The following is a 12703-nucleotide window of genomic DNA, read 5'->3' as shown; positions in this document are numbered from 1 at the left end:
ATATTCAAACATTTGAACTTATTTTATACGAAATGCCTGATGTAACAATATTAAACGAAAAAGTGAAGCAACTATCTCAGGAATTAGAATTTAAGAAGGAGAATAATAAATTGAAATTAATGATATCTGGAAAGGTTCTAATTATTTCTAACTGATTAAAATAATAAAAGAAAGAGCCTATTTAAAATAGATAGGCTCTTTCTTTTATTCAATTCTAAAAATGTAAATATCTTATAGAGTCTCAAAAAATCGTCGATATAAAATAATGAGGTGAGTACTCTTGTTATTATCTAATTTAAGAAAAAAATATAGAGTCTTATGTTCTAAATGCCATCAAGAACTTTACGGAGTAGGATTTGGAAGCGAGTCAGATAAACTAAAATGTTTTAACTGTAACGTGTATTATGACTACAATTGGAAAAGCAAAATTTTAAAAGAGGATAATGATTATATTAAACTTTTAAAAAAATGGGATACAGGTAGTGGCGAATATCCTGGTATACTTACAAGCCAAATGTATAGTCCATGGTATTTGAAAATATATATTAGATAAATAAATGTAAAAAAATAGGTCGCTGGATATTTATCTATTTTATAATACTACATAGTATAGTTTTTACTGGTTTTTTAATATGAAAAAAGAGGAATTCAAATGTTTAATATGCAGCTAATTTTGAAAAACGTACCTTCTATAAATAGAGTATCAATAACGGATTCATCATTTGAAATGGAACTGGATGGTCCACTAGCCATTTTGATTGACATATGTGAAGTTTTTGAAATTTCAGAATCGATTGTATTTCTTGTTTCTGGTTTCGGACAAGAGCAATGGCCTGTCGATTGTAGAACTGATCTGTTAACAGTAATCGAACAAATTCCATTTATTTTAAAGAAAATAAGTAAAAAAGATTTCTCATTTCAATTGGATTTTTATGAACAAGGGATTGAACGATTGCTTATTTTTGAAGAAGAGAATAATCAGGTCAGAGTAACCTGTGTAAGTCATACCAATTGGACACCTGATGATGCTATTTATATAGAAAAAGACGAGCTTTTAATGATGTTTGAACATTTTTATGATCATTTTTTAGAATATAGTCAAATCTTATGCCCTAATCTAGCAGATCACATTTTACTAAATGATTGGAAAAAAGGGTGAGAACGAACACATCTTATATTGAAAAAAGATATAACAGTGTATGTTTGTATATTGATGCTATATTAGTAAAGATACATATCACACAATAAGAACTTAGGAGGAATGATCATGGATCAGCAAGAAATATTTATGCCAGCATATCTAGATAGAGATATTAAAATAACCTTTCTTGATAATTTGTTTGTAATCGGATTGTATGTTCATTATTACTATTTCAATGATGTTATTGCGATTTGTCCTGAAGAAGCTCACGATGATACAAGAATGCTTATTCCTATGACTGCTATCAAAAAAATAGAGCCTTGGTACTCTTCTGGAGATTATGAATTAGAAGATTAGAATATGCTACTGTGGATCATGAATAGATAATGATTTTTCGTATAATACATTACGCATTTATAGATAGATATGATAACGTTAACTCAAAGCTATAGTGAAAAACTCACTTCATCTGACATCCAAAGGAGCTTACATCCATGTACAATAATCCTGAATCGACTTCAGCCCAGCAACCTTCTTTAACATTACGAGAAGCGTTTGCGCAAACAAATTACATTTTAGCAGGGAATGGTGATCGGAATATACATGTGTTGCAACAAGCATTTGCAGATATCAATGGAGACCTTGCAAGTGATATGTATGGTCGGGGACCAGTGATCGAAGATTTCCAGAAACAGATGGCAGATGTGTTAGGCAAAGAAAGCGCAGTGTTTTTCCCAACAGGTACGATGGCACAACAGATTGCTTTACGTATCTGGTGTGATCGCAAGAATAACCGTAACGTTGCGTACCATCCTTTGTGCCATTTAGAAATTCATGAAGAAGACGGATTGAAAGAATTGCATCATATCCATTCGATTTTACTAGCGGATCAAGATCGCCTGATTACACTTGCAGATGTACAGCAAATGGATCAAAAGGTTGCTTGTCTGTTACTGGAACTACCTCAACGCGAAATTGGAGGACAATTACCAGCCTATAGTGAACTACAAGCCATTTCAACATATTGCCGGAAACAAGGAATTTTACTGCATTTAGATGGAGCTAGATTGTTTGAAATTTTACCGTATTACCAAAAAACAGCCGCTGAAGTATGCGAATTATTCGATAGTGTCTACATATCCTTTTACAAAGGTATCGGGGGTATTGCAGGGGCTATCCTAGCAGGGCCAAGCGACTTTACCGCAGAATCTAAAGTCTGGAAAAGAAGACACGGTGGCGATCTGATCAGCTTGTATCCTTATATCCTGAGCTCCAAATATTACTACGAACAACGTATTGGCAAAATGGAACAATACTACAAAGAAGCAGTGCAACTGGCTCATGAAATTAACCAGTGTACAGCGGTTCACACGCTACCAGAAGTGCCTGTCTCCAACATGTTCCATATCTATTTTGAACTACCCAAAGAACAAATCGAACCGATCTTGATCGAAATGTGTCAGGCTACTAATGTTGGATTAGCTCCTTATCTCACTGACAAAAAGGATGGAACACAGTGCTCTACCGAACTTAGCATCGGCGACCGCTATGGACAGATTCCTTTGGAGCACATCCAACAAGCTCTACACTGGCTAGATCAACGCTTGAAAGAAGTCTCAGCAAACCAATAGAAAGAGAGTGCCCCGCCAATTCCAGTTGAATGGAAGAGATAGAGTGATCTACATCATTTTAATAGAAAAACAAAAAAGCTAAGTCGTTGATCCTACACATCTTTCAACGACTTAGCTTTTTTAATGATGCCAATACTTCTCTAATCCTGTTCAAACTCACAAATTCTTTCCTCAAAAGCTTAACTCCACTACCAAAATAAAAAAAGAGAGCCACATTAGCAACGTTGCCAATGCCACCCTCTCTACAAGAACGGTTTTCAATATTGAGAATATTCTCTCCACACAGCGACGGCAAGAACAATATTTTTGCTGAAGCGGTTTCCCTCAGAACATTTTCCTTGTGTAAAACCAACCTAACTCAGTCTAATTTAATATTATAATCTTCGCTCAAATACTGATGAATCCGTTTGAAATCTTCTTCATTTAGATCACGTAATTTTTTCGTTTCATGCCCTAAAATAATGCCGATCGTCTCGGCTGCAAGTGCAGTGGTGGGTGTAATACGTGCGCTACCATAAGCTTTGATCGAAGCACCGATATTTTTACCAGCGACTAGAACGTTGTCGTAAGACTTTAACTCAAATGAACGCAGTGGAATCCCATAGAAATCAGGTTTACCGTATCCTTTACCGGTTGGGACAGAACGTGTGCCTTGAATGTCCATCGGATACCCACCAATACTGACATTATCCCAGAACATTTTACTAGCAACCACATCTTCGTAAGGCAATACATAATCTGTTTCAAATCGATTGTAGTCTCGAATATACAAGTAATCCGGGAACCCGTTTAACTCTGCATGTTCATATCCCGGAATATTTTCTTTGAGAAACGTTAATACACGTGGCGCTTCTGCTTTGCCTTTGGCTATAGCGGCTTGGACAGATTCTGGATTCGCAGGATCGACATCATAGATTAGTAGCGCATTGATAATGACATCACCATCTTTCTGATACGTCGAGTTGATGCCACGCAATTTGAGCTGTGGATCTAGTGATTTGAAGTTTTCTGTGATTTTGTTAAAGCCTGTTCCAAAATCATAATCGACATACGTATTGGTTCCATATTTCGCTTCTAGATTAGTCAAAGGATAATCTAACAATGTGGCACTATGCAGCTTCAGCCAATCGACCCCTTTGAACCGTAACATATAAGTCGCCGCCATATATTCAGGCTTATCGCCACCGAAAATAGATTCTACACCTGGAATACGAGTGACATGAAGCTTAGACGTTAATGCGTTATAATCGCTATTTTCGACCCAATATTTTGCTGCGATCGTATGAGATTGTTGATCTTTTGTTTTGTACGTTAATGAAGTGATCGCATAGTTAGCATCGGTATCGGTTTGCTGAATCTGATCAATTTGAATCCCACTTTCTAGCGGAATCCCTTGAATTAAGCTGTTATAATAGTCTGTAAATTGTTCTTCCGTACGGATATCGCCTGCATTATAAGCGTTGTACAGCTTTTTCATTTCGCCTTGTACCAGACTTTTCTTTTTGTTTGTATTGGGTTCATCCAGTACAAGCATTTGTCCTTGAATTAATTGTCCCCCTGGCTTTTCCCGTGGATCGATAATCAGCACCTTTTGACCTTCATCATGTGCAGCTTTTGCCATTAAGATTCCTTCGACTTCACTACCGATCACTACAAGATCGTATGTCTGGGAAATAGTAGGTGTAGCAGGTTGGGGTGTCGGTATATCTGCTGAATCATATGTAGAATCTGTTGTCGTTTCACCGGGTGGAGATGCTTGCTGAGTAGGATTAGATGCGGAGAATAGATTCATTCCTACAGGAATAAGTGCAATAATAACGATAAGTAATAGACCCCACAAAAGTAAATATTTCTGTCTTTTCACTGTTGATATAACCACCTTATGTATAATTTTCATTGTACGGATTAAGGCTTGAAGCAAAATGCCGTATCTATTCTAGTGTACTGTAAAAGAGAGCCAGCAAGGTTACAAAATATAAATATCTACCTATAGAGCAAAGGAGCACAGCATAATGAATCCAACATCAACAGATAATCTATCTTTATACTCTGAGCAATTAACGTTAGCAATGGGATGCTTTTGGAGCCCTGAAGCTTTGTTCGGACAATTCAACGGTGTGATCCAGACGGCAACCGGATATGCAGGAGGAACTACAACGCATCCAACATACCGTAATCTAGGAGACCATTCGGAAAGTATAGAGATTACATTTCATCCGCAACAGATATCTTTAGAACAATTACTTCATACTTTTTGGACTCATCATCGTCCTGAAGCGATCAATGGATATAAAGGAAGACAGTATATGTCGATTCTTTTTTATCGCAATATAGAGCAGTATGAAATAATGGTACATGTTCAACAACAATATGCACCCCAATCGCTTCATACAGAAATCTTAGCGTATACCGATTTCACACGAGCAGAAGAGCGTCACCAGAAATATTACTTGCAACGGAAACCAGAGCTATTGAAGCAAGGGGTAAAACATTTAGATTCACAAGAAAATCTTTTTCATTCAATGATAGGTGCACGATTAAATGCATGGGTTAAAGGATACTTATCTGAGGCAGAACTTATACAAGAAGTGAAAAAGAATGAATATAATCATATTACCAAAAGGCAACAACATGAAATATTAGAATCGATTCAGCAATATTCATCAAAACAATAATTACTGCTAAACTGTATATTAAATAACGATCGCTATGATATTACGGATAACTTTTTAACTCATAATAAGGTAAATATATAATAAAAAGGCAGAAATGAGCCTATTTTTAACCGATTTTGCTTATAAAGTGGTCAAAATAAGCTTGTAATCAGGTCTGAAATCATCTATGATAGTTCCAATATCAAAAGTTAAAGCGCTATAACTTATATAAAATCGTTTTGTTTCGTGGAAACATAGAAGTGGAGAAATACTATTTATCTCTTGAATACCTTCACAATCGTTATGCATAATTATGAATTTATATTCTTCGATGCAAAAAGTGATAGGAGAATGATATTAACTATAGGAGGTGAAAATAATACGATTTATTCCAGATATTAATCTAGCGTGTATTGTTTATTATTTCGAAAGTTAAAGCGTTATAACTTTTATTAAAGCAGAAAAGATAGACTCTCTTCAAAAGAAAGATAGCATCTACAGCCGTCTTCTGATCACAAGCATGATGCTCCTATTGTTGAAAAGAAATCTATATCTAGTCGTTCAGTGCAATATAATAAAAACGCTTATTCATACAAGAAATAACGATTTAGCGCATTACAGTGTAGTCCCTATCCTATATCATCCTGTATAATGAGCAAAAACAGGATGTTCGTTTTTTAAATAGTTGGTATATCTATGTCCTACTTTCGAAAAACGGCATCAATTAGGAGAATACAAAATGAAAGCCAGTATATTTGATGTTGCTAAAAGATCAGGATTATCAGTTGTTACCGTTTCACGTGTGCTTAATGGCGCAGGAACCGTGCGAGAAAATAATCGTCAAAAAGTAATGGATGCGATTAAAGAGTTAGATTACCGTCCAAGTGCTGCGGCTCGTTCACTCGCTCGTGGACGTACAGGAATTATCGGACTGATTGTTACCACGCTACAAGATTCATTTTTCGATGCTGTTGCTAAAGAGATCAATGATGCTTTAGCTCTGCAAGGTTATTTTTTAGCGGTATCCGTATCCCGTAGCTTTGGCAATCAAGAAAGTCATTATTTGATTCAAGAAGATCGGGTAGATGGATTGATTTTATTATCTCCCGTAGAAGAAGAACGTTTCGTATCGGAATTGAAAAAGCGTAATATTCCGTATGTGCTTATTGATAATCAGTTGTCTGAAAATAATGCTTCTGCGATCACTGTCGACAATTACAACGGTGGTTATGAAGCGACTCGTCATCTTCTGGAATTGGGGCATACAAAGATCGCTCATTTGTGTGGATTAGATGTATTTACGAGTACCAAAGAGCGCCGACAAGGATTTATCGATGCTCTACAAGAAGCAGAATTAGAACCGTTTGCGATTGTCGAAGGGGATTACAGTATGGATTTCGGTTATCAGACTGCAAAAAAATGGTTAGCAGAAAATAATCTGCCTACAGCTGTTTTTGCAGGGGATGATTATATTGCGATTGGTCTGATCAATGCCCTCATGGAAGAAGGTATTCGTATACCTGAGCAGATATCTGTAGTCGGATATGACGATCAAAATATCGCTTCGCAATTGCGTCCTTTTTTGACGACGATGAGACAACCGGCTGATCGGATTGGACTGGCGGCGGCGGATATGATTTTGCGTAAGATTAGTAATCAGAGTAAGCGTACGACAGGACTCAAATTAAAATCAGAATTGATTATAAGGCAATCTACAGCACAATGTAACCAGGATTAGAGGTGACTCATATTGGAGTATTACCTTGGTATAGATGCAGGGGGTAGTAAAACGCTTGCTTATATTACCAATGAACACGGACAGTTGCTTGGACAAGGACTTGCTGGCGGTGGGAATCATCAGACAGCAGGATTACTGGCTGGAGAACAGATTGGATCTGCGATTGAACAAGCATTACAACAAACGGGTATTCAGCGTGAACAATTAACATCCAGTTGTTTTGGCTTAGCAGGCGCCGATCGACCAGCCGATTATGCTATTTTACATCCGATGATTCGTAGCCTTGGATTTGCAAAGTATGATCTAGTTGGGGATACGCTGATAGGGCTTCGCGCTGGAACAACGCAACCATATGGTATTGCTGTGATCTGCGGTACAGGAACGAACAGTGCGGGTATTCATCCATCAGGCGAAAGGTATCAGTGTGGTGGGTTCGATTACAAGTATGGAGACTTCGGCGGTGGTGGCTCATTATGTATCGAAGTCTTTCGTTCTGTGATTCGAGCATGGGATGGAAGAGAGCATCCTACGGTGCTAACAGAATTGTTATTAGATATGTTGAATTATAGAGATGTAGAGACACTGTTTCACGATTATTTGGATCATGATTATGACGTGCCTTTACGTGCGGCAGAATTATTATTTACCGCTGCTGCATGGGGAGATGGAGTTGCTTTAGACATTTTAACCAAACAAGGACAGGAAATCGGAAAGTCGATCACAGCGATTATACATCGACTCGCTATGCACACGTTAACATTCGATGTGGTGATGGCTGGAAGTCTATTAACACGTGGAGATCGGGGTTGGATTCGCCCTCAGATCGAGCAAGCACTACAACAATCTGCTCCACATGCCTCATTAGTTAAGTTAGAAGTTGAACCTGTGATCGGAGCGATATTACGAGCTATGGAGCAAGCAGGACGTTATATTACACCACAAGTATATACGCAGTTGCATGATATTGGGCGCTTGAATACAGTGCCTGGAACAGAGCGATCGATCCAATCTTAATTACAACCATCATAGGATACCACACGTTAATGTCTACTATTTTATAAATACAGGATGTGATCATGAATGAGTAGAGGGTTAAAGGTAGCTGTAATCGGCGGGGGTTCTTCGTATACGCCAGAGTTGGTCGAAGGATTTATTCGCTATTATCATGATCTACCGATTCGTGAATTGTGGTTAGTCGATATTGAAGAAGGACTTCATAAGTTAAATATTGTTGGCGAACTGGCTAAACGCATGGTTACTGCTTCAGGATTGCCGATCACGATACATTTAACAACGAATCGAAGAGAAGCTATTAAAGATGCTGATTATGTAAGTACACAAATGCGAGTAGGTATGTTAGAAGCGAGAAGTGTAGATGAACGCATTCCGTTGCAATATGGAGTGATCGGACAGGAAACGACTGGCCCTGGTGGAATGATGAAAGCGCTACGAACGATTCCAGTATTGCTTGAGATTTGCCGTGATATCGAGGAGTTAGCGCCACAAGCATGGTTGCTGAATTTCACTAATCCAGCAGGTATGGTCACTGAGGCGATCCATAAGTATAGTAAAGTACGCAGTATTGGCTTATGTAATGCACCGATCGGTCTAATCAAATGGTTAACAGCACATTATCAAGTAGAAGCAGATCGGATCTATGCTGAATTTGTAGGACTGAATCATCTACACTGGGTGACCCGAATTGATGTCGATGGGCAACCGAAATTAACAGAATTATTAGAACAACGCGAACAATATGCAGCTGCTAATGTTCCACAGCAAGGTTGGGATGCTGATTTTCTTCTCTCTTTGCAAGCTTTACCTTCGTATTACCTCAAGTATTTCTATATGACACCTCAAATGCTTCAAGATCAATTGCTGTCTTTTGAAAATGAAGGATCACGCGCTCAAGTGGTACAGCAAGTCGAACAGGAATTATTCCAGCTGTATCGAGATCCTGAGTTGAAAGAAAAACCAAAACAATTGGAGCAACGTGGAGGTGCTTATTACTCGGAAGCGGCAGTCAATCTGATGCGCTCTCTGCACAATGGCACAGGCGATATACAGACACTGAATGTTCCTAATCGAGGAACGATAGATTTTTTACCACATGATGCTTGTATTGAAGTCAACTGTATCGTGACTCAAAATGGCCCGTTACCAATTCAATTGTCAACTGTACCCGAGCCTATTAAAGGCTTAATGCATGCCGTCAAAACCTATGAACAATTAACGATCCAAGCTGCGATGACAGGAGATCGTCAAGTCGCTTTGCAAGCAATGGTACATCATCCTTTGGTGCCTTCGATTGCGATTGCCAAAGACATGCTAGATGAAATGTTAGAAGCCAATCGAGCCTATCTACCTTTATTTTTTCAAAAAGAGAATATAGCTGTAGCAGAGACGATTTAAGGAAATTTCAAAATATCTAAATATCAAAAAAGTTAGATAGCTTTACCCAGTTCAGAATATGAAAGTCTACCCTATGATAAGGAGGAATTACTATCATGCGTACTCTATTGCCTGTATCTATTGCAACACGTTTAATAAGTCTTTCCCTTGTGGTTGTATTATTCATGATCTCGTTCTTGGGAATGTTTGGAGTATCCACTTCTGCTTATGCTGCAAATGAGAAGAAACCTTTTCCACAACAAATCAATTATACAGGGGTCATCAAGCCCAATCATGTGACCCAAGCCTCGATGAATCAATCGGTCGCTTCCTATTATAGTTACTGGAAATCTACGTATATCAAAAATAACTTGTCTTCTTTGCCGGGTGGTTATTATGTACAAGGTGATATTACAGGCGATGCAGAAGGGTTTGAACCGCTAGGAACATCAGAAGGTCAAGGATATGGCATGGTCATCACGGCTCTTATGGCAGGACAAGATACGAATGCACAAACCTTCTACAATGGACTATTCAAAACAGCTAGAGCATATAAAAGTTCAGGTAATCCTGCACTGATGGGCTGGGTGGTAGCAGATGATGTAGCTGCTCAAGGTCATTTTGGTTCAGCCACCGATGGAGATCTGGATATTGCGTACTCTTTATTACTAGCACATGATCAGTGGGGCTCTTCAGGAGCGATCAATTATTTAGCTGAAGCGAAAAAAATGATTGGTGCGATCAAGTCCAGTTATGTCACCTCTAACAATGGAATTAATCTAGGCGATTGGGATAGCAAAAATAGTTATGATACCCGCCCATCGGATTGGATGCTCAGTCATTTTCATGCTTTTTACGATGCGACAGGAGATCAGACCTGGTTAAATGTAATCAACAATCTGTATAGCAAATATACTCAGTTCAGTAGTGCATATTCTCCTAGTACAGGGTTGATTTCAGACTTTGTTGTCGGCAATCCAGCCAAGCCTGCACCACAGTGGTTTTTGGATGAATTTAAAGAAACCAACGAATACAATTACAACGCTTCTCGGGTACCGCTTCGGATCGTAATGGATTATGCGATGTATGGAGATACTCGCGGCAAAACAATAGCTAACAAAATGGCGGTCTGGATCAAAGGTAAAACAAGTGGCAAGCCTTCCAGTATCAAAGATGGATATCAGTTAAATGGTACAGCACGAGGTACGTATGCGACGGCTGTGTTTGTGGCTCCATTTATCGCAGCAGGGGTGACTGATAATGCTCATCAAGCATGGGTCAATACAGGATGGGATTGGATGAAGAATAGCAAAGAAAGTTACTTTAGTGATTCGTATAATCTACTCAGTATGTTATTTATTTCGGGTAACTGGTGGAAGCCAGCAGGAGTATGATCTTGGATCATAGTATTAGATGATAGCTCATCAAAGATGGGTTCAAGCGTAGATGCAAGTTAACGATTGATTGAGATAGGTTCATCATAAAAAACTTCAGTCCTTGCTAAATAAGCATCGGTTGGAGTTTTTTGCTGTATTTTGTATTTTTCTACATCATGACTTCTGTATCTCAGTAAGATGTCTATTTGGGATTATGGTATAGTGAGATAAAGTATTAACCGGAGCAATATAATGAAAATAGATGGAGCAGGTGACAATCATTGAAATGTTTAACACTGAACACACACTCATGGCATGAGACCAATCAATTAGAAAAAATCAGTCAATTAGCAGACTATATCAATCAACAACAGTTCGATATTATTGCATTACAAGAAGTCAATCAATCCATGAGTGAATCAGCTGTAGATGAAGTGACCTTAGAAGAATCACGTTATTACGCTACTGATGCTCATGTGATGATTCGGCAAAATAATTTCGCCTATGTCTTGTTACAACAATTATCGTCAGACTATCACTGGACATGGGTTCCCACTCATCAGACAAGACATACGTATGATGAAGGATTAGCGATATTAACCCGTACACCGATCGTACAAGCCAGTTATGATTTCGTTTCGCAACTACAAGATTATAACAATTACCGTACACGTCGTTTGTTAATGGTGCAGACGGAGATCAATGGACAGCCAGTATGGATAGCTGATGGACATTATGGATGGTGGCATGATGAAGAACATTTCAGAGGACAATGGGATCGTACAGAAGAGTTATTAGCGCCGTATCAAGATCAATTGATCTTCATGTTAGGTGATCTGAACAATGTAGCCGAGATTCGAGACGAAGGTTATGACTATGTAATGAGCAAAGGCTGGTTCGATACGTATACGTTAGCCAAAGTAAAAGACGATGGGCATACAGTTGTCAAAGCAATCGCTGGGTGGGAAAATAACGCGACCCATCTGCGGATCGATTACATTTTAACGAATCGCTCGTTGCCTGTTCATTCTTCTACGGTAGCATTGAATGGGGTAAACGGAGCTATTGTATCAGATCATTTGGGAGTGGCTGTAGAGTTAGACTTGGAGTCATTCTATGAGTAGGATAGAACATTCCCCAAAATATAGTTCATTCAGATAGTAAGAAAAAGAGACCTCAACTAGCAGGTCTCTTTTTTGATTGTTATAAAAGTTATTCTTTATTTAAATCTTGAACAGCTTCGTACCAAATTTGATATGCTGTTGCTACTTCACCATAAGAAAAATGATGTAAAATTTGATTTTTAATAGATTCTTCTAAATCATCAAAATGGTCATCAAATATCTTATCTATCATACTATCTTGTTCTAAATCTTGATTAGCAATTGTATCTGTCTTCCAAATGAAAGGTGAGTTTTTCTGAGGTAGTTCAATAGCATTTTTTGTTTCTTGATAACGAATTTCAGCTTCCATATACAGTTCTGTATCATTCTTTTTAAAATCAATCAGAAGAATGTTTACAATAGCGAGAATATCTACATATTGATCGGTAATTTGATAAATAATACGTACCCCAGAACGTCTTAATTTCTTTTCTTTAGTACCTTTTAGATGAATTTGTCTTTTATTGCCTAGTAGTTTCCCTACTTGATCTGCTCTTTGTTCTAACGATTCCAGAGCTGCATTGACTTCTTCTATAATTGATCCGTCTAAGGCTTCATATTCTTTAAGAGATTTTTTGGTGAATTGAACTAAGAATCGTTTTTCCATTG

General features: G+C 38.1%; 11 protein-coding genes. 9 read left to right on the top strand and 2 right to left on the bottom strand.

The genetic code is table 11. The annotated features are described in order from the left end of the window. Positions 1–652 precede the first annotated feature (652 nt). From PaeCFBP13512_RS16475 to PaeCFBP13512_RS16465, 3 genes are all read left to right on the top strand, one after another. Entirely contained in the window at positions 653–1159 is a 507-nt protein-coding gene (locus tag PaeCFBP13512_RS16475) for a hypothetical protein (RefSeq protein WP_137224637.1), read from the top strand. A gap of 108 nt (positions 1160–1267) precedes the next feature. Further along, on the top strand, positions 1268–1498 hold the full coding sequence (locus PaeCFBP13512_RS16470) for a hypothetical protein (protein WP_137224636.1): 231 nt from the start codon (positions 1268–1270) through the stop codon (positions 1496–1498). Between the two features lie 137 nt (positions 1499–1635). Continuing rightward, positions 1636–2772, top strand: coding sequence for a threonine aldolase family protein (locus tag PaeCFBP13512_RS16465; RefSeq protein ID WP_137224633.1), 1137 nt, complete (start codon positions 1636–1638; stop codon positions 2770–2772). Between the two features lie 358 nt (positions 2773–3130). Here PaeCFBP13512_RS16465 and PaeCFBP13512_RS16460 read toward each other — a convergent pair whose 3' ends face one another. Further along, positions 3131–4636 carry an FAD-dependent oxidoreductase gene (locus PaeCFBP13512_RS16460; RefSeq protein ID WP_241669412.1) on the bottom strand — a complete coding sequence of 502 codons (1506 nt, stop codon included), beginning with the start codon at positions 4634–4636 and terminating at the stop codon, positions 3131–3133. Positions 4637–4784: 148 nt separating this feature from the next. Between PaeCFBP13512_RS16460 and PaeCFBP13512_RS16455 the strand changes: the two genes are divergently transcribed. From PaeCFBP13512_RS16455 to PaeCFBP13512_RS16430, 6 genes are all read left to right on the top strand, one after another. After that, positions 4785–5447, top strand: a complete 663-nt coding sequence (locus tag PaeCFBP13512_RS16455) for a peptide-methionine (S)-S-oxide reductase MsrA (RefSeq protein ID WP_137224630.1) — start codon at positions 4785–4787, stop codon at positions 5445–5447. Positions 5448–6165: 718 nt separating this feature from the next. Then, complete coding sequence (locus PaeCFBP13512_RS16450) at positions 6166–7164, top strand: LacI family DNA-binding transcriptional regulator (protein WP_069329734.1); 999 nt, start codon at positions 6166–6168, stop codon at positions 7162–7164. A gap of 12 nt (positions 7165–7176) precedes the next feature. After that, positions 7177–8178 (top strand): N-acetylglucosamine kinase, encoded by a 1002-nt coding sequence (locus PaeCFBP13512_RS16445; RefSeq protein WP_137224627.1) that lies wholly within the window; start codon positions 7177–7179, stop codon positions 8176–8178. A gap of 66 nt (positions 8179–8244) precedes the next feature. Beyond that, positions 8245–9576, top strand: coding sequence for a 6-phospho-beta-glucosidase (locus PaeCFBP13512_RS16440; protein WP_137224625.1), 1332 nt, complete (start codon positions 8245–8247; stop codon positions 9574–9576). 164 nt (positions 9577–9740) lie between these two features. Next, positions 9741–10949: a glycosyl hydrolase family 8 gene (locus PaeCFBP13512_RS16435; RefSeq protein WP_241669414.1), complete on the top strand. Its 1209-nt coding sequence runs from the start codon at positions 9741–9743 to the stop codon at positions 10947–10949. A 263-nt stretch (positions 10950–11212) separates the two neighbouring features. After that, positions 11213–12055: an endonuclease/exonuclease/phosphatase family protein gene (locus PaeCFBP13512_RS16430; protein ID WP_137224621.1), complete on the top strand. Its 843-nt coding sequence runs from the start codon at positions 11213–11215 to the stop codon at positions 12053–12055. An 88-nt stretch (positions 12056–12143) separates the two neighbouring features. On the opposite strand, the gene PaeCFBP13512_RS16425 is transcribed toward PaeCFBP13512_RS16430, so the two are convergent. Then, on the bottom strand, positions 12144–12701 hold the full coding sequence (locus PaeCFBP13512_RS16425) for a type II toxin-antitoxin system RelE family toxin (RefSeq protein ID WP_137224618.1): 558 nt from the start codon (positions 12699–12701) through the stop codon (positions 12144–12146). Between the last annotated feature and the right edge of the window lie 2 nt (positions 12702–12703).

This window comes from Paenibacillus sp. CFBP13512 (genome assembly GCF_005233705.1).
Classification (GTDB): Bacteria; Bacillota; Bacilli; order Paenibacillales; family Paenibacillaceae; genus Saccharibacillus; species Saccharibacillus nuruki.
This window is presented reverse-complemented; position numbering and strand designations above follow the sequence as displayed.

Bases quoted from the DNA above. Each gene is read 5' to 3' on its own strand.
- PaeCFBP13512_RS16475 (WP_137224637.1), top strand. From the start codon at position 653: ATGTTTAATATGCAGCTAATTTTGAAAAACGTACCTTCTATAAATAGA.
- PaeCFBP13512_RS16455 (WP_137224630.1), top strand. From the start codon at position 4,785: ATGAATCCAACATCAACAGATAATCTATCTTTATACTCTGAGCAATTA.
- PaeCFBP13512_RS16450 (WP_069329734.1), top strand. From the start codon at position 6,166: ATGAAAGCCAGTATATTTGATGTTGCTAAAAGATCAGGATTATCAGTT.
- PaeCFBP13512_RS16470 (WP_137224636.1), top strand. From the start codon at position 1,268: ATGGATCAGCAAGAAATATTTATGCCAGCATATCTAGATAGAGATATT.
- PaeCFBP13512_RS16425 (WP_137224618.1), bottom strand. From the start codon at position 12,701: ATGGAAAAACGATTCTTAGTTCAATTCACCAAAAAATCTCTTAAAGAA.
- PaeCFBP13512_RS16440 (WP_137224625.1), top strand. From the start codon at position 8,245: ATGAGTAGAGGGTTAAAGGTAGCTGTAATCGGCGGGGGTTCTTCGTAT.
- PaeCFBP13512_RS16435 (WP_241669414.1), top strand. From the start codon at position 9,741: ATGATCTCGTTCTTGGGAATGTTTGGAGTATCCACTTCTGCTTATGCT.
- PaeCFBP13512_RS16465 (WP_137224633.1), top strand. From the start codon at position 1,636: ATGTACAATAATCCTGAATCGACTTCAGCCCAGCAACCTTCTTTAACA.